This window comes from Mycobacterium sp. Dal123C01 (genome assembly GCF_052566995.1).
Genome location: NZ_CP199580.1, coordinates 4797705 through 4819720, shown reverse-complemented (window position 1 = coordinate 4819720; position 22016 = coordinate 4797705). Strand labels below are relative to the sequence as shown.

The 22016-nt window shown below is 66.8% G+C and carries 14 protein-coding genes; 9 read left to right on the top strand and 5 right to left on the bottom strand.

What is annotated here, in order from left to right:
- Positions 1-54: 54 nt before the first annotated feature.
- Together car and gabT are read right to left on the bottom strand one after the other, a co-directional pair.
- Entirely contained in the window at positions 55-3567 is a 3513-nt protein-coding gene (gene car, locus ACTXG5_RS22465; RefSeq protein ID WP_445160884.1) for a carboxylic acid reductase, read from the bottom strand.
- A 155-nt stretch (positions 3568-3722) separates the two neighbouring features.
- A complete protein-coding gene (gene gabT / locus ACTXG5_RS22460; RefSeq protein ID WP_445160883.1) occupies positions 3723-5063 on the bottom strand; it encodes a 4-aminobutyrate--2-oxoglutarate transaminase in 1341 nt (446 codons plus the stop codon).
- A 254-nt stretch (positions 5064-5317) separates the two neighbouring features.
- Here gabT and yajC point away from each other — a divergent pair, with 254 nt between their 5' ends.
- From yajC to ACTXG5_RS22430, 6 genes are all read left to right on the top strand, one after another.
- Positions 5318-5695, top strand: coding sequence for a preprotein translocase subunit YajC (gene yajC, locus ACTXG5_RS22455; RefSeq protein ID WP_445160882.1), 378 nt, complete (start codon positions 5318-5320; stop codon positions 5693-5695).
- A gap of 88 nt (positions 5696-5783) precedes the next feature.
- Positions 5784-7577, top strand: coding sequence for a protein translocase subunit SecD (gene secD, locus ACTXG5_RS22450; RefSeq protein ID WP_445160881.1), 1794 nt, complete (start codon positions 5784-5786; stop codon positions 7575-7577).
- A gap of 4 nt (positions 7578-7581) precedes the next feature.
- Positions 7582-8859: a protein translocase subunit SecF gene (secF, locus tag ACTXG5_RS22445; RefSeq protein WP_445160880.1), complete on the top strand. Its 1278-nt coding sequence runs from the start codon at positions 7582-7584 to the stop codon at positions 8857-8859.
- A 5-nt stretch (positions 8860-8864) separates the two neighbouring features.
- Positions 8865-10517, top strand: coding sequence for an ABC transporter substrate-binding protein (locus ACTXG5_RS22440; RefSeq protein ID WP_445160879.1), 1653 nt, complete (start codon positions 8865-8867; stop codon positions 10515-10517).
- Between the two features lie 5 nt (positions 10518-10522).
- The gene (locus ACTXG5_RS22435; RefSeq protein WP_445164550.1) at positions 10523-11056 is read left to right on the top strand and encodes an adenine phosphoribosyltransferase; all 534 of its coding nucleotides are present in this window, start codon (positions 10523-10525) and stop codon (positions 11054-11056) included.
- Between the two features lie 87 nt (positions 11057-11143).
- Positions 11144-13501: a RelA/SpoT family protein gene (locus ACTXG5_RS22430; RefSeq protein ID WP_445160878.1), complete on the top strand. Its 2358-nt coding sequence runs from the start codon at positions 11144-11146 to the stop codon at positions 13499-13501.
- A 16-nt stretch (positions 13502-13517) separates the two neighbouring features.
- On the opposite strand, the gene ACTXG5_RS22425 is transcribed toward ACTXG5_RS22430, so the two are convergent.
- Positions 13518-15263, bottom strand: coding sequence for a protein kinase domain-containing protein (locus ACTXG5_RS22425; protein WP_445160877.1), 1746 nt, complete (start codon positions 15261-15263; stop codon positions 13518-13520).
- A gap of 39 nt (positions 15264-15302) precedes the next feature.
- Positions 15303-16190: a peptidylprolyl isomerase gene (locus ACTXG5_RS22420; protein ID WP_445160876.1), complete on the bottom strand. Its 888-nt coding sequence runs from the start codon at positions 16188-16190 to the stop codon at positions 15303-15305.
- Positions 16191-16302: 112 nt separating this feature from the next.
- On the opposite strand from ACTXG5_RS22420, the gene ACTXG5_RS22415 reads away from it, so the two are divergent.
- The 3 genes from ACTXG5_RS22415 (at position 16303) to ACTXG5_RS22405 (ending at position 19812) form a co-directional block, all read left to right on the top strand.
- Entirely contained in the window at positions 16303-16977 is a 675-nt protein-coding gene (locus tag ACTXG5_RS22415) for an MBL fold metallo-hydrolase (RefSeq protein WP_445160875.1), read from the top strand.
- On the top strand, positions 16974-18248 hold the full coding sequence (gene hisS / locus ACTXG5_RS22410) for a histidine--tRNA ligase (protein ID WP_445160874.1): 1275 nt from the start codon (positions 16974-16976) through the stop codon (positions 18246-18248). Before ACTXG5_RS22415 ends, hisS begins: the two co-directional genes overlap by 4 nt.
- A 70-nt stretch (positions 18249-18318) precedes the next feature.
- Positions 18319-19812 carry an HNH endonuclease signature motif containing protein gene (locus ACTXG5_RS22405; RefSeq protein WP_445160873.1) on the top strand — a complete coding sequence of 498 codons (1494 nt, stop codon included), beginning with the start codon at positions 18319-18321 and terminating at the stop codon, positions 19810-19812.
- Here the strand turns inward: ACTXG5_RS22405 and helR are convergent.
- Positions 19809-21992, bottom strand: coding sequence for an RNA polymerase recycling motor ATPase HelR (gene helR / locus ACTXG5_RS22400; RefSeq protein WP_445160872.1), 2184 nt, complete (start codon positions 21990-21992; stop codon positions 19809-19811). The two genes, ACTXG5_RS22405 and helR, sit on opposite strands and share 4 nt — an antisense overlap.
- Positions 21993-22016: the final 24 nt, after the last annotated feature.

The following is a 22016-nucleotide window of genomic DNA, read 5'->3' as shown; positions in this document are numbered from 1 at the left end:
CGGTCGCCAGCCCCGTATGCGGGCTGGCGACCGGCTTTGCGGTGTCCGGCGACCTTAGAGCAGGCCGAGTAGTTGCAGGTCGCTGATGTACTTGTTGATGATCGGCGCGCTGATGTGCGGGATGTCTTTGTCCGGGCCGACTTTGGCGTCCTGGACTGCCGCACGGAACCGATCTGTCGGTGCCATCGACCCGCGGATCGGGTGGTCCGGCTTCTGGTAGTTGTGCAGCAGCGGCAAAAGCGAGGCGTTGCGCTGCTTTTCGGGCAGCCCACGCATGCTGGTCTCGAACCGCTGCAGCCATTCGCCGTAGTCATCGACGCGTTGGACAGCGCAGCCTTCGTCGATCAGCCAGTCGACGAACTCGTCCATGCCGATGCCGTCGTCGTAGGGGTTCATCACGTGGAAGGTGCGGAACCCGTCGGCGCTTTGGGCGCCCAGAGTCGAGACCGCTTCGGCGATGAACTCCACCGGCAGCCCGTCGTAGTGGGCGCGTTGCCGGTTGCCGTCGGCGTCGGGCTCGTAGAACGAGGCCGGCGCAATGCCGGTGGCCACCAGGCTCAGCATCATCCGGGTGAACATGTCGGGCACGTTCAGCTGACCGGCATAGGTGGTGTCGGCCAGGATCATGTCGCAGCGGAAAACCGCCACCGGCAGCCCACACAAGTCGTTGGCCTCGCGTAGCAACACCTCACCGGCCCACTTGCTGTTTCCGTAGCCGTTGGCGTAGCCGTCGTGGACCTTGCGGGTGGCGCTGATCTGGCGGATGTCGGCGTCCTCGGTGAATGCACCGGGTTTGATCTGGTCGCCCACCCCGATCGTGGACACGTAGGTGTAGGGCTTCTTCTTCCCGGTCAGCGCGATGCGGATCAGCTCGGCGGTGCCCAAGGCGTTGGGGCCGAACAGCTCGCTGTAGGGCAGCACGTGGTTGACCAGGGCGGCCGGGTCGACGATCAGGTCGACGGTGTCGGCCAGCCGCTGCCACACCTGTTGGTCGAGACCCAGGTTGGCCTCGCCCTTGTCGCCCGCGATGACCTCGAGGTGATCGGCGGCCAGTCGCTGGTAGTGCGCCAGCAGCTTGGGGTCGCCGCTATCGAAGGTCTTGTCCAGGCGGGCCCGCGCGGTGGCGTCGTCCTTGGCGCGGACCAGGGCGATCACCTTGCCGTCGACCAGGTCCATCCGTTGCAGCCACTCCAGGGCCAGGTAGCGACCCAGGAAGCCGGTCGCACCGGTCAGCAGGACGGTGCGCACTTCGGTGCTGGCCGCCGGCAGGTTCGGTGCGGCAGCCAACGTCGCTGCGTCGAGGAACTTGTCCAGCGTCAGGTCGCTTGCGTGCACCTCGACCGCTTGCCCAGGTTCGAAGCGACCGTGCACGGCGGCGAAGGTGGGCCGCTTGGTGCCGTGGCGCTCGGCTTCGATGTAGGTGGCGATGGCCTGTAGGTCGTTGGCCGGGCTGACGATGACGCCCACCTGCACGTCGATGTCGAAGATCTCGCGCAGCAGATTGCCGAATGTCAACGCCGACAACGAGTCTCCACCCAGGTCGGTGAAGTGGGCATCGGGTGTCAGCTCGGTGGTGGCCGCCCCCAGCAGGGCCGCCGCGGCCCGGATCACCGTCGCCAGCACAGGTGCATCGGCGCCGCTGCGGCGCAGTTCACTCAGCTCGTTGGCCTGGCCTGCGGCCAAGTCGGCGTAGAGCCGTTCGAGCCGTTCGCCGTAGTGTGCCTTGAGCTTCGGCCACGCCAGCTTGCGGATGCCGGTCAGCAGACCGTTCTCCAGGCTGAACGGCGTGGTCTCGATCAGGAAGTCGCGTGGCACCTCATAGGACTGCAGGCGGGCCTCTTTCGCGACCTTCTGCAACGAATCGGCGATCGCCGGCTTGAGCTGGGCCTCTTCGAAGCGCTGCAGCGCTTCCCCGGTGGGCACCACGACAGCCAACAGGTAGGGGTGTGCGCTGTTGCCGTAGACGTAGATCTGCTGGACCAGCGGGCTGTTGCCGAATTCCGCTTCCAGCTTTGCGACGGTGACGAATTCGCCCTGCGCGAGCTTCAGCACGTTATTACGGCGATCGACGTACACCAGCTTGTCGGGTCCGACCTCGGCGACGACGTCTCCGGTCCGGTAGTAACCGTCGGCGTCGAAGACGTCAGCGGTGACTTCGGGCCGCTTGTAATAGCCGGGGAACATATTCGCCGTCTTGAGCAGTAATTCGCCGCGCGGATGCGGCCGGTCGGTGGCGAAGTAGCCCAGATCCGGAACGTCGGCCAGTTTGTAGTCGACGACCGGCGGACGCTGCACTTCCCCGTCGAGTAAAACCATGCCGGCCTCGGTGGACCCGTAGCCGTCCGTGAGATGCATCTCCAGGAGCGATTCGATCCAGGCCTTCAGCTCCGGGGAAGTGGGCGCCGAGCCCGTCATCGCGAAGATGTACCGGCCGCCGAGCGAGTATTGGCGCTGCTCGTTCAAGACCTCGGCTTCCACGGCCTTGCGGTCGGCGGAGTCCGAGAGCTGCCGATCGACCTGGCGCTGGTATTCGCCGTAGAGGGTCTCCCAGATGCGCGGCACGAAATTCAGCTCGGTCGGCCGGACCAGCTCGAGGTCCTCCAGGAACGTCGACAGGTCACTCTTGGCCGCGAAATAGGCGGTGCCGCCATTAGCGAGCGTGCCGTAGAGGGTCCCGCGTCCCATGACGTGGCTCATCGGCATGAAGTTGAGGGTGATCGACGCTGCGCTCTCCCCGAACCAGTTTTTGGCCGACCTGGACCACATCTTGGCGACATTGCTTTGGGGGTACATCGCACCCTTGGGCGCGCCGGTGCTTCCGGAGGTGTAGATCAGCAGCGCCAGCGCGTCTTCGGCGGGGTCGTTCACCACCGGTGTCGCGGGCAGTCCCTTGCCACGCTCGAGCAGGTCAGCCAGCGGCTCGACGGTCACCGCGGTCAGTCGTGCCCGGGCGCTTTCCACCGCCTCGCGCTCGTCGTCAACCTCGGGGTGGTAATCGAAGACCACGAGCTTGGCGGGCTGGTGGTCGGTGCTCAGGATCAGCTCGACGGCATCGGGCAGCTGGTTCACGCTCGCCGCGATCACGCTGGGCTTGGTCTCGGTCACGATCGGCTGCAGCTGGGTGATCGCCGCGCTGGTCTGCAGCGGAACCGCCACCGCACCGATCCGGTAAAGCGCCACGTCAATGGTGGTGAAGTCGACGCTGGTGAAGCCGAGCACCGCAACACGGTCGCCGGCCTGCACTGAGTCGCTGGTCAAGGCGCGTCCGAGCGCGCCAACACGCTGGTCCAGCTCGCGATAGGTGATGGTGTCGAAATGGGAGAGCACCTCCAACGAGGTGCGACCGGTGCTGTCGTCCTTGACGAACTCGACGGCGCGCTGCCCGAGGGCCGGGCGGTCGGCGTAACCCTCGAGCACGGTCTGGACGATCTGCGGAAGTCGCAGTCCAGGCTGCTCAACGGCCTCGGCGACGGCCGGGTCCGGCTTGGCTGCGGCGAACTGTGGATCGTTAGCGGTCAGGTCCTCAATGCGGCGTTCGAGCCGCTCTTCACGAGTAATTGTCGGCATAACAGTTCCTTGCCATGAGAAATTTTGGATTGTTCGCGCCACATTGCGCTGACATATAGAACGTTAGCGAAGCTAATGGTATTCCTCAATGAGTTTACCGACGATGGCGCTGTGAGATCGCCCACCTGCGGTTGCGAAAACCGGGGTTGTCGGTTTTACAGGTCGGCCAGCAGGAGGCGCAGGACGTCGAGTCCCTCGGTGAGCAGCTCGTCGCTGATGGTCAGCGGAGGCAGCAACCGGATGATGTTGCCGAACATGCCGCAGGTCAGCACGATGACGCCGGCGGCGCCCGCCGCGGTGGCCAGCTTGTTCGTCAGCTCGGCGTCGGGATCGCTGGTGCCGGACTTCACCAGCTCGATGGCGATCATGGCGCCGCGACCGCGCACGTCGCCGATCCGATCGTCGCCGGCCTGCATCCGCAACAGAATGTCGGTGATGACGTGTTCGATCTGCTGGGCCCGCTCGATCAGGCCGTCTTCCTCAATAGTCTCAATGCTGGCCAGCGCCGCCGCGCAGGCAACCGGGTTGCCGCCGAAGGTGCCGCCCAGGCCGCTGACGTGCGGGGCGTCCATGATCTCGGCCCGGCCGGTCACCGCCGACAGTGGCAAGCCACCGGCGATGCCCTTGGCGGTGCAGATCAGGTCCGGCTCGACGCCGTCGTGCTCGCAGGCGAACATCGCCCCGGTGCGCGCAAAGCCGCTTTGCACCTCGTCGGCGATGAACACCACGTCGTTCTTGCGGCACCAGTCCAGCAGGGCGGGCAGGAAGCCCTCGGCCGGCACGATGAATCCGCCTTCGCCCTGGATCGGCTCGATGACCACGGCGGCCAGGTTGTCGGCGCCGACCTGCTTGTCGAAGACGCTGATGGCACGGGCGGCGGCGAGTTCGCCGTCGGTGGCCAACTCCTTGTCGAGCAGGCCGTCGCGATAGGGGTAGGACATCGGCGCCCGGTAGATCTCCGGCGCGAACGGGCCGAACCCGCTCTTGTAAGGCATCGACTTCGCGGTGAGCGCCATCGTCATGTTGGTGCGGCCGTGGTAGGCGTGGTCGAACGCCACCACGGCGGGCTTGCGGGTGTAGGAGCGCGCGATCTTGATGGCGTTCTCGACGGCCTCGGCGCCGGAGTTGAACAGCACCGAGCGGTTCTCGCCGGAGCCCGGAGTAATCCGGTTCAGCTGTTCGGCGACCGCGATGTAGGACTCGTACGGCGTCACCATGAAGCAGGTGTGGGTGAACTCGGCCACTTGCTCCCGCACCGCGTCGACGACCCGTGGCGAGGAGTTGCCGATCGTGGTGACGGCGATGCCGGAGCCCAGGTCGATCAGGCGGTTACCGTCGACGTCTTCGACGATGCCGCCGCCGGCACGTGCGACGAACACGGGCAGAGTGATGCCGACGCCGTGCGACACCGCCGCGCTCCGGCGTTTGTTCAGTTCCAGCGACAGCGGACCGGGGATTTCTGTAACCAGCTGGCGGGTCTGCTCGAGGCTGGCCACAACGTCCTCCTCCCCGCGGCGCGCGTCTCACGTCGCGCTGAAAGCCTATCTGCACGAGAGGTCTTGGCGCCCGCCGAGGACCTGGCCCAAGCGCCGGCCCCGGCGGTCGGCGCAGGTGCCGATCGGTTGCGACCTATGGCCTGCCAGACTGAACGGGCACACTGGACCCGTTACGCGGTGCGTGACCTCCCGGCCGGCTCGGCACCGACCGATGGAATACCCAGCAATACCGATACGAAAGACAGGCGCGTTCGATGGAGAGTTTGGTTTTGTTCCTGCCGTTCCTGCTCATCATGGGCGGGTTCATGTACCTGGCGTCGCGTCGCCAGAAGCGCGCGATGCAAGCCACTATCGACCTGCACGAATCGCTGCAGCCGGGCGATCGCGTGAACACGACGTCCGGTCTGCAGGCCACCGTCGTCGCGCTTAACGACGACACCGTCGAGCTCGAGATCGCGGCCGGCGTAGTGACCACCTGGATGAAGCTGGCCATCCGCGACAAGATCCTGCCGGAGGATGCCGACGACTTCGACGAAGACCTGGACGAAGACCTGGACGAAGACGACGACTTGGAAGAATCCGAAGATTCCCAAGGCCCCGCCGACGGCAGCCGGGTGACCAAAGATCAGTAACCACCCCGATCCGATGAGCGGTTTGCGGGAAGCGGACACGTAGGCTCTGTCGGGGATAAGAACCGATTCTCAAGGAGATATAAGGAAAGTGGCATCGTCTTCGGCGCCGGTGCACCCCGCCCGCTACCTGTCGGTTTTCTTGTTCATGCTGATTGGCCTCTATTTGCTGGTGTTTCTCACCGGGGACAAGCGGCCCAACACGAAGCTCGGCATCGATCTTCAGGGCGGCACCCGCGTCACGCTGACCGCACGTACCCCGGACGGCTCGCGGCCGAGCCGGGAGGCGCTGGGGCAGGCTCAGCAGATCATCGGCGCGCGCGTCAACGGCCTGGGCGTCTCCGGTTCGGAGGTCGTGGTCGACGGCGACAACCTGGTCATCACCGTGCCCGGAAACGACGGCAGCCAGGCGCGCAACCTGGGACAAACCGCTCGGCTCTACATCCGCCCGGTGCTCAACGCGATGCCGGCCCAAGGTGCCGAACCCAAACCCCCGGCGCAGCCGCCTGCCGGCACACCGCCCGGCGGTCCCGGTGCCCCGGGAGAGCCACCGCCCGGCCTCCAACCCGCGCCCGGCCTCCAACCGGCACCCGGCCAGCCCGCGCCTCCGCCTGCCGGCCAGCCCGGGCGGCCGGCGCCGCAACCGCGTCCGTACCCGCAGGACCCGCCGCCGACCCCCAGCCCCGCACCGGCACCGGCGCCGGGAGGACCGGCCGCCGACGCGCCGCCGCCTGAGGCGCCCGCGCCGCCCGATCCGCGCAAGGATCTCGCCGACCGCATCGCCGCGGAGAAGAAGTTGCGGCAGAACACCAGCCAGTACGTTCAGATGATCGCGCTGCAGATCGAGGCCAAACGCTGCAACGACCCCGATGTGCTGGCCGGCAACGACGACCCGACGCTGCCCCTGGTGACCTGCTCCACCGACCACAAGACCGCGTATCTGCTGGCGCCGTCGATTATCAGTGGCGATCAGATCCAGGACGCCAGCTCGAGCATGAACCAGCGCGGCATCGGCTACATCGTCGACGTTCAGTTCAGGACCGCGGCGGCGAATACCTGGGCCGACTTCACCGCTGCCCACATCGGGACCCAGACCGCGTTCACCCTGGACTCACAGGTCGTCAGCGCCCCGATGATCCAGGAAGCGATCCCCGGCGGCCGTACCCAGATCAGCGGTGGCGACCCGCCTTTCACCGCCTCCACCGCACGCCAGCTGGCCAACGTCCTGAAGTACGGCTCGCTGCCGCTGTCCTTCGAATCCTCGGAGGCCCAAACAGTCTCGGCGACACTGGGATTGACCTCGCTGCGGGCGGGCCTGATTGCGGGTGCGATCGGTTTGTTGCTGGTGCTCGTCTACTCGCTGCTGTACTACCGGGCATTGGGAGTGCTCACGGCGTTGTCGCTAACTGCCTCTGGGGCAATGATTTTCGCGATCCTGGTGCTACTGGGCCGCCAAATCAACTACACCTTGGACCTGGCGGGTATCGCGGGTCTGATCATCGGTATCGGTACCACCGCCGACTCGTTCGTGGTGTTCTTCGAACGCATCAAAGATGAGATCCGCGAAGGGCGTTCGTTCCGCTCGGCAGTGCCACGAGGCTGGGTGCGGGCCCGCAAGACGATCGTCTCGGGCAACGCTGTCACCTTCCTGGCCGCCGCCGTGTTGTACGCCCTGGCGATCGGCCAGGTGAGGGGTTTCGCCTTCACGTTGGGTCTCACCACGGTCCTCGACATCGTGGTGGTGTTCCTGGTGACCTGGCCGCTGGTGTACCTGGCCTCCAAGTCGCCGACGTTGGCGAAACCGAAATACAACGGCCTGGGAGCAGTGCAACAGGTCGCCCGCGAGCGCCGGGCTTCGTCAGATGTGAAGACGGGACGGGGATAGCGCGATGGCCGCAAAAGAGATCACCGAAGCCAGCGAAGACGCCGCGGAACTGACCTCCGACAGCACCGCCGCGCTGCCACACCACAGCTTCCTGTCCCGGCTCTACACCGGCACCGGTGCGTTCGAGGTGGTCGGACGCCGCCGGCTCTGGTACGGCATCAGCGGAGCGATCGTTGCGGTGGCGATCCTGTCGATCCTGGTGCGGGGCTTCACGTTCGGGATCGACTTCAAGGGCGGCACCACGGTGTCGCTGCCCGCCGCGGGCGGGTCCGGCATGGTGCAGACGTCGCAGGTGTCCGACGTCTTCAAAAAGACGCTGGGCCACGATCCCGCATCGGTGGTCACCGTCGGCAGCGGCGCCTCGGCGACAGTGCAGATCAGTTCGGAAGCGCTGTCCAACGATCAGACAACGCAGCTGCGCAACGCTCTGTTCGATGCCTTCCAGCCCAAGGGCACCGACGGTAAGCCCAGTAAGGCCGCCATCAGTGACTCGGCGGTATCGGAGACCTGGGGCGATCAGATCACCAACAAAGCGTTGATCGCGCTGGCCATCTTCCTGGTGCTGGTCAGCATCTACATCATGGTGCGCTACGAGCGCTACATGGCCATCTCGGCGCTGACGACCATGGTCTTCGACCTGACGGTGACCGCCGGCGTGTACTCCCTGGTCGGATTCGAGGTGAGTCCGGCGACCGTGATCGGCCTGCTGACAATCCTCGGGTTCTCGCTCTACGACACCGTCATCGTCTTCGACAAGGTCGAAGAGAACACGAAGGATTTCCAGCACACCGCCCGGCGGACCTTCGCCGAGCGAGCCAACCTGGCGATCAATCAGACGTTCATGCGCTCGATCAACACCAGCCTGATCTCGGTGCTGCCCGTGCTGGCGCTGATGGTGGTGGCGGTGTGGCTGCTGGGTGTCGGCACGCTGAAAGACCTGGCGCTGGTGCAGCTGGTCGGGATCATCGTCGGCACCTACTCGTCGATCTTCTTCGCCACGCCGTTGCTGGTCACGCTGCGCGAGCGCACCGAGATCGTGCGCACTCACACCCGCCGGGTCGTCAAACGACGCAAGCCGGAGTCGCGGTCGGGCGCGGTGGGTGACGACGCCGACAGCGACGAGCCGCCGAAGTCCTCCGACGAGGAATCCCCGCAGCAGAGCAGCACGCACGCCACCGAGGCCGGCAAGCCGGCACCGAACAAGCCGGCGCCGGGAGCCCGGCCTGTGCGACCCACCGGTACCCGGCGCCCGACCGGCAAGCGAAACGCCGGCCGGCGGTAGCCGCGATGGCCCGCTGGCGCGGATGGGCGACCGTCGGCCTGGCCGTGTCGCTCGTGGCGTGCACGCTGACCGGGTGCTCGGGTAGCGCCGCCTCGGAGATCGACTACGTCGTCGACGGCCCGCTGAACACCTACAACGCCAACACCACCGTCGGTTTCGCGTCGGCCGGGGCGCAGGCGTTTGCCCGGACGCTGATCGGATTCGGCTACCACGGCCCCGACGGGCAGGTCGTCGCCGACCGCGACTTCGGCACCGTTTCGGTGGTGGGCGGCTCGCCGTTGGTGCTCGACTACCAGATCGCCGACAACGCCGTCTACTCCGACGGCAAGCCGGTGACCTGCGACGACCTGGTGCTTGCCTGGGCGGCTCAGTCGGGCCGGTTTCCCGGTTTCGACGCCGCCACCCAGGCCGGCTACGTCGACATCGCCAACGTCGAATGCATACCGGGGCAGAAGAAGGCGCGGGTGTCGTTCATCCCGGACCGCGGCGTCGTCGACTACACGCAGCTGTTCGCCGCGACCACGATGATGCCGTCGCACGTCATCGCCGACCAGCTGAACATCGACGTGACCGCGACGCTGCTCAGCAATAACGCGCCCTCGGTCGCACAGATCGCGCAACTGTGGAACACCACGTGGGACCTCAAGCCCGGTCTCAAACCCGACGAGATCCACAAACGCTTCCCGTCGTCGGGACCGTACAAGGTGGAATCCGTCCTGGACGACGGTGCGGTGGTGCTCGTGGCCAACGACCGGTGGTGGGGCCCCAAGGCGATCACCAAACGGATCACCGTGTCGCCGCAGGCGCCGGACATTCAGGACCGGGTCAACAACCGCAACGTCGACGTGGTGGACGTCGCGGCCGGGTCATCGGGAACGCTGGCCACCCCGGATAACTACGAGCGCACCGATTCGCCGTCGGCGGGCATCGAGCAGCTGATCTTTGCGGCGCAGGGACCGCTGGCACAGGCCAAGGCCCGCCGCGCGTTCGCGCTGTGTACGCCCCGCGACGTGATCGCCCACGACGCCGGGGTGCCGATCGCCAATTCGCGCCTGTCTCCGGTCGCCGCGGATGCCGTCGCGCAGGCCGACGGCGCCGCCGAGGCCGGCCCCTTCAACAAGGCGGATCCCGCCGCCGCCCGCGATGCGCTGGGCGGTGCGCCGCTGGCGGTGCGGATCGGCTACCAGGGACCCAATGCGCGACTGGCGGTCACCGTCGGGACCATCACCAAGTCATGTTCCGCGGCGGGTATCAGCGTCTCCAACGTCACGCTGGACACGTCCGGGCCCCGGGCACTCAAGGACGGCAAGATCGATGTCCTGCTGGCCAGCACCGGCGGAGCCGGCGGCAGCGGATCCACCGGATCGTCGGCGATGGACGCCTACGACCTGCACAGCGGCAACGGCAACAACCTGTCGGGGTATGCGAACCCGCAAATCGACGGCATAATCGGCGCGCTCGCGGTATCTGCGGACCCGGCCGAACGCGTTCGGCTGCTCGCCGAGGGCGCGCCGGTACTGTGGGCCGACATGCCGACGTTGCCCCTATACCGCCAGCAGCGCACGTTGCTGATGTCGAAAAAGATGTACGCGGTGAGCAGCAATCCCACCCGTTGGGGCGCGGGTTGGAACATGGACCGATGGGCGTTGGTGCAGTGACGCATATGCGGGAGGACGCGGCGCTGGCCAACCTCATCGCGTCGTTGACCAGGTATGTGGCCGACTTTCCCAAGCCGGGAGTGCAGTTCAAGGACCTCACCCCGGTGTTCGCCGACCCCAAGGCGATGGCCGCGGTCACCGACGCCGTCGCGGCCCTCGCCTCCGGCGCCGACCTGGTGGCCGGCGTCGACTCCCGTGGGTTCTTGGTGGCGGCGGCCGCAGCGGCCCGGCTGGGCACCGGCGTGCTGGCCATCCGCAAGGGCGGCAAGTTGCCGCCCCCGGTCTACACCGAGAGCTACGACCTCGAGTACGGCAGTGCGGCTCTGGAAATCCCGGCCGACGGTCTGGACCTGCGGGGCCGCAAGATCATGATCATCGACGACGTGCTGGCCACCGGCGGGACGCTGGGCGCCGCGGCCCGACTGCTCAAACGTGCCGAGGCCGATGTGCTCGGCGTCGCGGTGGTCATCGAACTCACCGAGCTGGGTGGTCGCGCGGCGCTCGCCCCTTTGCCGGTAGCCAGCCTGTGCTTCGTTTAGCTCCCCGCGACGATGCGGGCCGGATCGGCCCGAGAAGGAGTGGGGTAATCAGACTTAGGGATATCCTCGAGGTCGGAGGTGACTGACGTGGCGGATGAGCAAAGCACGGCGCAAGCTGTTGCGCCGCCTCCCGAATCGCTACCGCCCGTCGATACGCCGGAGCCGCCGGCCGAAACCCTGAAGACGACCAGCAGCGCATCGCGGCGCGTCCGGGCCCGGCTGGCCCGGCGGATGACCGCCCAGCGCAGCACGCTCAACCCCGTGCTCGAGCCGCTGGTGGCGGTGCATCGGGAGATCTACCCCAAAGCGAACGTTTCGCTACTCAGCCGAGCGTTCGAGGTTGCCGACCAGCGCCACGCCAGCCAATTGCGGCATTCCGGTGATCCCTACATCACCCACCCGCTGGCCGTCGCCAACATCCTCGCCGAATTGGGCATGGACACCACGACTTTGGTGGCCGCGCTGCTGCACGACACCGTCGAGGACACCGGCTACACGCTGGAGGCTTTGAGCGAGGAATTCGGCGAGGAGGTAGGCCATCTCGTCGACGGGGTGACCAAGCTGGACCGCGTCGAGCTGGGCAACGCCGCCGAAGGCGAGACCATCCGCAAGATGATCACCGCGATGGCACGGGACCCGCGGGTGCTGGTCATCAAGGTCGCCGACCGGCTGCACAACATGCGCACCATGCGCTTCCTGCCGCCGGAGAAGCAGGCGCGCAAATCCCGTGAGACGTTGGAAGTCATTGCGCCCCTTGCACATCGACTGGGTATGGCCAGCGTCAAGTGGGAGCTGGAAGACCTGTCGTTCGCGATCCTGCACCCCAAGAAATACGAGGAGATCGTTCGCCTGGTCGCCGGCCGTGCACCGTCGCGGGACACCTACCTGGCCAAGGTCCGCGCCGAGATCACCGCCACCCTGAACGCGTCGAAAATCAAAGCGACCGTGGAGGGCCGCCCCAAGCATTACTGGTCGATCTACCAGAAGATGATCGTCAAAGGGCGCGACTTCGACGACATCCACGACCTGGTCGGCGTCCGCATCCTGTGCGACGAGATCCGGGACTGCTACGCCGCTGTGGGCGTGGTGCACTCGCTGTGGCAGCCGATGGCGGGACGATTCAAGGATTACATCGCCCAGCCCAGATACGGTGTGTACCAATCCCTGCACACCACGGTCGTCGGGCCGGAGGGCAAGCCCCTGGAAGTGCAGATCCGCAGCCGCGACATGCACCGCACCGCCGAATACGGCATCGCTGCGCACTGGCGGTACAAGGAAGCCAAGGGCCGCAACGGTGTTCCGCATCTCCATGCCGCCGCCGAGATCGACGACATGGCCTGGATGCGCCAGCTGCTCGACTGGCAGCGGGAGGCCGCCGACCCGGGTGAGTTCCTGGAGTCGTTGCGTTACGACCTTGCGGTGCAAGAGATTTTCGTGTTCACCCCCAAGGGCGACGTCATCACCCTGGCCACCGGGTCGACGCCGGTGGACTTCGCCTATGCGGTGCACACCGAGGTCGGCCACCGATGCATCGGCGCCCGGGTCAACGGGCGACTGGTCGCGCTGGAGCGCAAGCTCGAAAATGGGGAAGTCGTCGAGGTTTTCACGTCGAAGGCGCCCAATGCCGGGCCGTCACGGGACTGGCAGCAGTTCGTGGTGTCGCCGCGGGCCAAGGCCAAGATTCGGCAGTGGTTCGCCAAGGAGCGCCGTGAGGAGGCGCTGGACACCGGCAAGGAGGCGATGGCCCGCGAGGTGCGCCGGGGTGGGCTTCCGTTGCAGCGCTTGGTCAATGGTGAGTCCATGGCGGCGGTGGCCCGCGAACTGCACTACACCGACGTGTCGGCGATGTACACCGCGATCGGTGAGGGCCACGTGTCGGCGCGCCACGTCGTGCAGCGGCTGCTGGCTGAGCTCGGCGGCATCGACCAGGCCGAAGAGGATCTCGCCGAGCGGTCCACGCCGACCACGATGCTGCGCCGCCGCAGCACCGATGACGTCGGTGTGTCGGTCCCCGGCGCCTCCGGCGTGCTGACCAAGCTGGCCAAATGCTGCACACCGGTGCCGGGCGACCAGATCATGGGCTTCGTCACCCGCGGCGGCGGCGTCAGCGTGCACCGGACCGACTGCACCAACGCCGCGTCACTGCAGCATCAGGCCGAGCGCATCATCGAGGTGCTCTGGGCCCCGTCGCCGTCGTCGGTGTTCCTGGTGGCCATTCAGGTCGAGGCACTCGACCGGCACCGGCTGCTGTCGGATGTCACGCGGGTGCTGGCCGACGAAAAGGTGAACATCCTCTCGGCATCGGTCACTACCTCGGGTGACCGGGTGGCGATCAGTCGCTTCACCTTTGAGATGGGTGACCCCAAGCATCTCGGGCACCTACTGAACGTCGTGCGCAATGTCGAAGGCGTCTACGACGTCTACCGCGTGACGTCCGCCGCGTAAGGCGGCCGCACGACGTTTAGCTGAGCCGCACCGAGGTGATCGTGACCCGGCTGGACGGAAGGCCATCGTCGCCGTTGCCGAGAACGCCCGCCTTGGCGATCTTGTCAATCGTCGCCAGGCCCGCTTCATCGATCGTGCCGAAGATGGTGAAGAGCGGGTCCGACACGCTGTCCTTGTAGAACAAGTTGAATTGGCTCTGGTTGGTGTCGGGTGCCAGGCCGTTGGCCATCGACAAACTACCGCGCGGGTAGAGCACGGACTGTTTGAGCGCGGGGTCGTTGAGGCTGTACTGGTTGACGGGGTATTCGTCGGCGAACTGATACCCGGGCCCGCCCGTTCCCTCGTTCTCCGGTCCGCCACACTGCAGGATCCCGAAATCGGACTGGTTCATCAGCTTGCCGCACTGGGACCCGTTGAAGAACTGCTGTTTTACCAGGTTGACGAAGCTGTTCACCGTGCAGGGGGCCTTGGCGTTGTCCAGCGCGATACCGATGTCACCGACGTTGGTGGAGATGGTCGCCCTGATCACGGGCGGGTCGGTGGACACCCTGCCGTCCGGAGGCGGGTTGGCGGGCTTGAGTGCCTGATCCTGCGTCGGCGGGTATTGGCAGTTGGCGCCCAGGTCGGGTGGCGGGGCAAAGGCCGGCAGTGCCGGAACGGGTGCGCCCGGTGTGGCTCCCGGTCGGGGCACCTTGGTGTGGACGGGGAACCTCATCGCCGTGCTGGTTGCGGTCGTTGACGATCCGCTGCCGCCGCTGTGGGTGACGAGGCTAATCACCAGCGCTATCACCGCGCCGAGCACCAGGACCGATCCGCCGACGATGCCCACGATCAACCGCCGGGAGTTCGCCGGCTGCGGTGGGGACGGGGCCGGCCCGGGCTGGGATACCGGCGGCGAGATGGCCGATGCTGCTGCTGGTGGCATGCTCCACGCCGCGGTGTCGCCGGTACCGGTGAGTGCCGCTCTGGCGGCCTGTGCCAGTTCGATCGCCGTCTGATAGCGCTGTTCGACGTCCTTTGACATGCCCCGGGCGACCACCGCGTCGAGCGCCGGTGACACATCGGCACGGGCCGCGGACGGTCGCGGCGGCGGAGTGTTCAGGTGCCCGTTGAGCTGTTCTTCAAGGCTGTCGCCGGGGTAGGGCAGGTTTCCGGTCAGGCACTCGTAGAGCACGCACGCCAGCGCGTAGACGTCGGCGCGGCGATCGGTCATTCCCCGGAAGCGCTCGGGCGCCATGTAGGCCATGGTGCCCATCGTGTGCCCGGTGTGCGTCAGCACGGTGTCCGCGGCGGTGCGCGCGAGCCCGAAGTCGATCAGGTAGATGAAATCGCGGTTGGACACCAAGATGTTGGACGGTTTGATGTCGCGGTGAATCAATCCGACTTCGTGGGCCGTATCCAGTGCTGCCGCAACCTGTTCGACCACCGACACCGAACGCTCGGGGCTGAGCCGTCCGCCGTTCTCGGCGATGTACCGCACCAAGTCGCGGCCCTCGATCAGCCGCATGTCGACGTACAGCCGGCCGTCGATCTCGCCGTAGCTGTGGATGGGCACCATATGTGGGTCGGTCAGGCTCGCCGCTATGCGTGCCTCACGCCGGAAGCGTTGTTGAAACTCGTCGTCCTCTGCCAGATGCGCGGGCAACACCTTGAGCGCGACCATCCGGTCGGTGACGGTGTCGTGGGCACGGAACACCTGTCCCATGCCGCCCCGCCCCAACAGGCCCTGTAGTTCGTAATGCCCGAATGACTCCGTGACCACGCAATGACCTTAAGGTGTCGACCACCCAAGGCTCCGGATTTAGTCGAGAAGTATCGACGTGATGGTGACTTCGCTGGCCGGTGCTCCGTCTTCACCGCCGCCGTTGACTCCGGCTTTGGCGATCTTGTCCAGAACGGCCAGCCCGTCAGGCTGAATCGTGCCGAAGACGGTGTACTGGGGCGGCAGCTCGGAGTCCTTGTAGACCATGAAGAACTGGCTGCCGTTGGTGCCCGGTCCGGCGTTGGCCATGGCCAGTGTGCCGCGCGGATAGAGAACCGGTTCCCGCAGCTTGGGGTCGTTCGGCGGGTACTGGTCGGTCGGGTACTCGTTGGCGAATTGGTAGCCCGGGCCGCCGGTGCCGTCGCCCTTGGGGTCACCGCATTGCAGGACGCCCAGTGACTCTGAGGTGGTCAGCCGGTGGCACTTGGTGTTATCGAAGTACTTCTGGCCGATCAGGCTCGCGAGACTGTTGACCGTGCAAGGCGATTCGTTGTTTGCCAGCAGCAGGCCGAGGTTGCCCTGGCTGGTTGCCATGCTGGCGCTCACTTGGGCCGGGTCGGTCGGCACCTTCCCGCTCCGCGGCGGCTTGACCGGCTTGGCGGCCGGGTCCTGCGACGGCGGGTACTGGCAGTTGGCGCCGACAGTGTCCGACGGCTTGAACGCCGGCATTGGCGGAGCCGGAGGAACCTGCCCGGTCTGCGGAGTCGTGCTCCCCGGGGAGGAGCTGGTGGCGGTAGTGGGAGTGGCCTTGTGCTCACTATTCCGGTGCATCACGGTGACCACCACGGCTGCGACCACGGCCACTGCCGCAACGGTGCTACCCACGATGAGCAGGAGCCGGCGCCTGCGAGCTTGGGTGGCGCGGCGTTCAAGCTGCCGCTCGAGTTTGCGCTTGGCGGTTTCACGTCGCTGTTCGTTGGTCGGCACGGCCGGTACGCCTCCATGGTTGTCAGTGGGGGCCGAGGTAGCCAGCTCAGGCTAATGCGGCCGCGGCGAGCCGCGTCAAGCGGCCCCAGGCTCGGATGGGAAACTGGGAAGCGTGTTGATCACCGGATTTCCCGCCGGGGTGTTGCAGTGCAACTGCTACGTCCTGGCCGAGCGACCCGGAACGGACGCCATCATCGTGGATCCGGGGCAGCGAGTGATGGGTGCGCTGCGGCGCATCCTCGACCAGAATCGGCTGACCCCTGCCGCGGTGCTGCTCACCCACGGGCACATCGACCACATGTGGTCTGCTCAGAAGGTTTCCGACACCTACGGCTGCCCGACCTACATCCATCCCGAAGACCGGTTCATGCTGAAAGACCCGATCCACGGCATGGGGCCGCGACTGGCGCAGGTGATGGCGGGTGCGTTCTTCCACGAGCCCAAACAGGTGGTCGAGCTGGATCGCGACGGCGACAAGATCGACCTGGGCAACATCAGCGTCAACGTCGATTACACGCCCGGACACACCCGCGGATCGGTGGTTTTCCGGGTCGCCCAAGCCGCCAAGGCCGACGCCGACGTGGTGTTCACCGGCGACACGCTGTTCGAGCGTGCGGTCGGTCGCACCGACCTGTTTGGTGGCAGCGGCCGCGATTTGCTGACCTCGATCGTCGGCAAGCTCTTGGTGCTCGACGACGACACCGTCGTGCTGCCCGGCCACGGCAACTCCACCACGATCGGCGCCGAGCGGCGATTCAACCCGTTCCTCGAAGGTCTGAGCGGATGACGGAGTCATTCACTGCGTTTTCCGGGCCCAAGGGCGTGCCGGACTACGTCCCACCGGACTCGGCACAGTTCGTCGCGGTGCGCGATGGCCTGCTCGGCGCTGCCCGGCGGGCCGGTTACGCCGATATCGAGCTCCCCATCTTCGAGGACACCGCGCTGTTCGCCCGCGGCGTCGGTGAATCCACCGACGTGGTGTCCAAGGAGATGTACACGTTCGCCGACCGTGGTGACCGCTCGGTCACGCTGCGGCCGGAGGGCACCGCCGGGGTGGTGCGCGCGGTGATCGAACACGGCCTGGACCGCGGCGCGCTGCCCGTCAAATTGTGTTATGCCGGACCGTTTTTCCGCTACGAGCGTCCTCAGGCCGGCCGTTATCGCCAGTTGCAGCAGGTCGGCGTCGAGGCGATCGGCGTCGACGACCCCGCGCTGGATGCCGAAGTGATCGCCATCGCCGACGCCGGATTCCGGTCGCTGGGCCTGGACGGGTTCCGGCTGGAAATCACCTCGCTGGGCGATGACAGTTGCCGGCCACAGTATCGGGAAGTGTTGCAGGAGTTCCTGTTTGGACTGGACCTCGACGAGGAAACGCGCAGGCGTGCCGAGATCAACCCGCTGCGGGTGCTCGACGACAAACGGCCCGAGGTCAAGGCCATGACCGCCGGCGCCCCGGTGCTGCTCGACCATCTTTCCGACGGGGCCAAGCAGCACTTCGACACGGTGCTGGCACATCTGGATGCGCTGGGGGTTCCCTACGTCATCAACCCGCGGATGGTGCGTGGGCTGGATTACTACACCAAGACCACCTTCGAGTTCGTGCATGACGGTCTGGGCGCCCAGTCGGGCATCGGTGGCGGTGGCCGCTACGACGGGCTGATGCGCCAGCTCGGCGGACAAGACTTGTCCGGCATCGGATTTGGGCTCGGCGTGGACCGGACGCTGCTGGCGCTGCGGGCCGAGGGCCGCAACGTGGGGGAGACGACGCGCTGCGAGGTCTTCGGTGTGCCGTTGAGCGAACCGGCCAAACTGCGGCTGGCGGTGCTGGCCGGGCAGCTGCGTGCTGCCGGGGTCCGGGTGGATCTGGCTTACGGCGACCGGGCGCTCAAGGGCGCGATGCGCGCCGCCGATCGTTCCGGCGCCCGTGTCGCGCTGGTGGCCGGTGATCGTGACCTCGAGTCCGGCACGATCGGGGTGAAGGATCTCGCGACGGGGGAGCAGGTGTCGGTGCAGATCGATTCGGTTGTCGCCGAGCTGCTTTCGCGTTTGCAACGGTAGGCGCTCCAGCGAGCCGGCTGGCGCCGTCGCAGGTGGCATGTTGTCGGACCTTCGTGGCATAATCGAAAGTATGTTCGAGGCAATTGCCCTGGATGAGGTTTTCGAGCGGCGCTATCCGTCCACCACGTCGGCTTCCGCGGCCTTGATCGACCGGATCGGCTCCTGCTCTCGTGCCGAGAACCGGGCAGCGGCCGCCCAACTGGACGCGGTCGCAGACCTATTCGCCTACCGGCTGTCGCGCTGCTCGGAAACCGAAGCGTGGGCGGTCGACACCATGGTGGCGGTGTCCGCCGAGCTGGCCGCGGCACTGCGAATCAGCCAGGGGTTGGCCGCTAACCGGCTTCGGTACGCCCGCGCGATGCGTGAGCGGCTGCCGAAGGTCGCCGAAGTGTTCAAAGCCGGCGATATCGACTACCGGACGTTTCAGACCATCGTCTATCGCACCGATCTGCTGACCGACCACGAGGTGCTGGCCCGAGTCGACGCCGAGTTGGCCGTCAACGTGCCGCGTTGGCCATCGATGTCCCACGGCCGCCTGGCCGGGCAGGTGGACAAGATCGTCATCAGGGCCGATGCGGATGCCGTACGGCGGCGTAAGGAACGCCAGTTCGACCGCGAGATATGGATCGCAGACCTTGGCGAGGGCATCTCTGAGATCCAGGGTTCCCTGTTGACTCCCGACGCGCGGGCTCTCGAAAAGCGATTGAATGCGTTGTCGGCCACGGTATGTGAGCACGACCCTCGGGCCCGTGAGCAGCGCCGTGCCGACGCATTGGGGGCGCTCGCGGCGGGGGCCGATCGGCTCGGTTGCCGGTGTGGCCGACGCGACTGCGCCGCGGGAAAGCGCCCCGCCGCAACGCCTGTCGTGATTCACGTGATCGCCGAGCAGGCCACCGTCCACGGTACCGGCACGGTGCCCGCATCCCAGCTGAGTGCGGATGGCCTCATCGCACCGGAACTCGTTATGGAACTGGCCAAGTCCGCCAAACTGGTGCCCCTCGTCCATCCCGCCGATGCCCCGCCCGAACCCGGGTATGCGCCGTCCAGGGCGCTGCAGGACTTTGTGCGCTGCCGAGATTTGACGTGCCGCTGGCCCGGCTGCGACCGGCCGGCGATTGACTGCGACCTGGACCATACGATCCCGTACTCCGACGGCGGCCCGACGCATGCGTCAAACCTCAAGTGCTACTGCCGTACCCATCATTTGGTCAAAACCTTCTGGGGGTGGCGTGACAAGCAATTGCCGGACGGGACGATGATTTTGACGTCGCCTGCCGGGCAGGTCTACGTCACCACGCCGGGCAGCGCGCTGCTTTTCCCCAGCCTGTGCCTGGCAACGGGCGGTACGCCGGCACCCGAAGCCGACCTGCCGCAGGACTACTGCGGTGACCGGACCGCGATGATGCCCAAACGCCGCCACACTCGCGCGCAAAACCGGGCCGCGTTCATTGCCGCCGAACGCCGGCGCAACCGGACCGCACGCGAAGCCCGCCGAAAGCCGGAACAGGCGTGGGATTTCGGCGCCCGCGCTGCCGCGTGCGACCCCGAGCCGCCACCCTTCTAGGCGCGGGCGGGTGTCCCGTACTCGGCCAAGCCGGTAAGAGCCTGCGGCAACGGATCTCGGTGCAGGACGCCCAGGCGTTGGGTGGCACGGGTCAGGGCAACGTAGAGCTCGGCCGCGCCCCGTGGGCCGTCGGCGAGGATCCGTTGCGGTTCCACAACGAGCACGGCATCGAACTCCAAGCCCTTTGTCTGCGACGCCGGCACCGTACCCGGCACACCGGGCGGACCGATCACCACGCTAGTGCCTTCGCGACCGGCCTCGTCCCGGACGAATTCCTCGATGGCGCCGGCTAATTCGTCGTCGCTGACCCGCCTGGACCATGGCCGCGCGCCGGCCGCGCGAACCGACTCCGGTGGCTGGACTCCGGGCGCGAACTCGTGAAGCAGTGCGGCGGCGACCGTCATGATCTCCTCCGGAGTCCGGTAGTTGACCGTCAACGACCGGTAGGCCCACCGGCCGGGCACGTACGGCTCCAGCATCGCTTGCCACGAGGTCGCCCCGGCCGCCGACCGGCGTTGGGCGAGATCACCGACCACCGTGAAGGATCGGCCCGGGCAGCGCCGCATCAGCACCCGCCAGTCCATTTCGGACAGTTCTTGGGCCTCGTCGACGACGATGTGCCGGTAGGTCCAATCCCGGTCCGCGGCAGCACGTTCGGCGAGGTCACGGGTGTCGCGCTCTTGAAAACGGTCGGCAAGGTCCTCCCCGTAGAGCATGTCCTGGGCGAGCAGGCGATCCTCGTCATCCATCAGATCCTCGCGGCCGACCATCATGTCCAGCACGCCAGAGGCGTAGTCGGCTTGGTCCTTGAGCTCCTGCTCGGCGGCCTGGTCGGTCGACGTGTCGAGGCCCAGCAGGTCGACCAGCTCATCGAGCAGTGGCACATCCGACACCGTCCAGGCAGCACCGTCGGCCCGCCACAGCGACTCATCCGCCCCGGCCGCTCGCAACCGTTCGGGGGACGTATACAGCGAGGCCAACAGGGATTCCGGCGTCAGAGTCGGCCAGAGCTCGTCGAGCGCCGCGGTGAACACCGCGTTCTCACCGAGCTCGTCGATCAGATCCGCCCGAAGCCGCTCCCATACGACCCGGTCCTCTCTGTTCAGCCAGCCTCGTCCGATCCGAGCGATCCCGCGTTCAGTCACCGCCCAGGTGATGACGTCGATGAACACCGAGCGAGCGTCGTTGTGCGGCTGCCCGCTTTTGCGGGCCTCATCCCTGGCCCACTCCGCGACTCCGGCGTCGATCCGCACCGTGACGTCCGCCAGTTCAATCGCCACCGGGTGTTCCGGCAGTCGCTGCCGATCGGCGACCGCTGCCGCCAGCACATCCAGCATCTTCAGCGAGCCCTTGAGTCGCACGACCGCTGGGGCGTCCTCAGCAGTCGTACGCAGGCCGGGCACGAGGTCGCCGGTGGTACTGAACACCACGTCGGTCTCGCCCAGCGACGGCAGCACACGGCCGATGTGGCTCAGGAACGCCGGGTTGGGGCCGACGACGAGAACGCCGTGGCGTTCCATCTGCTCGCGCTGGGTGTAAAGCAGGTAGGCGACGCGGTGCAACGCCACCACTGTCTTCCCGGTGCCGGGGCCGCCCTCGATCACCAGCACCCCGTTGTGATCGAGTCGGATGATCTCGTCCTGCTCGGCCTGGATCGTCGCCACGATGTCGCGCATCCCCGCACCGCGAGGCGCGTTGATGGCCGCGAGCAGCGCCGCATCGCCCGTCGCGCCGTCACCCGGGCGGCCGAGTACCTCGTCGGTGAAATCGACCACCTGGCGCCCGCGGGTGTGGAACTGGCGGCGCCGGCGCATGTTCTCCGGAGTCGCGGCGGTGGCGACGTAGAACGCGCGGGCCGCCGGCGCCCGCCAATCGACCAACACCGGTTGGTAGTCGTTCTTCTCGTCCAAGAAGCCGATCCGGCCGATGTAGAACCATTCACCCGAGACGGCGTCCAACCGGCCGAAACACAACCCGTTGTCCACCACGTCCAGCCGCTTCAACGCTCTGGCCGTCGCGCGCACCTCCGAGTCCCGATCCGCGAGTGACTCGGCGTCGCCGCGTAACGCCGCGCGGAACCTGTCCTTGGCTCGCGCGCGCTCGGCATCGAGCCGCACGTAGAGCCCGCTCACGTAACTCTGCTCGGATCGCAGTTCGTCTTCGTACTGTCGTGCCGACAAGCGCCCTCCCCAGGGTCCGCCATA

Coding starts and splice junctions, on each gene's coding strand:
- ACTXG5_RS22405 (WP_445160873.1), top strand. CDS start 18,319: ATGTTCGAGGCAATTGCCCTGGATGAGGTTTTCGAGCGGCGCTATCCG.
- hisS (WP_445160874.1), top strand. CDS start 16,974: ATGACGGAGTCATTCACTGCGTTTTCCGGGCCCAAGGGCGTGCCGGAC.
- ACTXG5_RS22435 (WP_445164550.1), top strand. CDS start 10,523: ATGCGGGAGGACGCGGCGCTGGCCAACCTCATCGCGTCGTTGACCAGG.
- car (WP_445160884.1), bottom strand. CDS start 3,567: ATGCCGACAATTACTCGTGAAGAGCGGCTCGAACGCCGCATTGAGGAC.
- yajC (WP_445160882.1), top strand. CDS start 5,318: ATGGAGAGTTTGGTTTTGTTCCTGCCGTTCCTGCTCATCATGGGCGGG.
- ACTXG5_RS22440 (WP_445160879.1), top strand. CDS start 8,865: ATGGCCCGCTGGCGCGGATGGGCGACCGTCGGCCTGGCCGTGTCGCTC.
- secF (WP_445160880.1), top strand. CDS start 7,582: ATGGCCGCAAAAGAGATCACCGAAGCCAGCGAAGACGCCGCGGAACTG.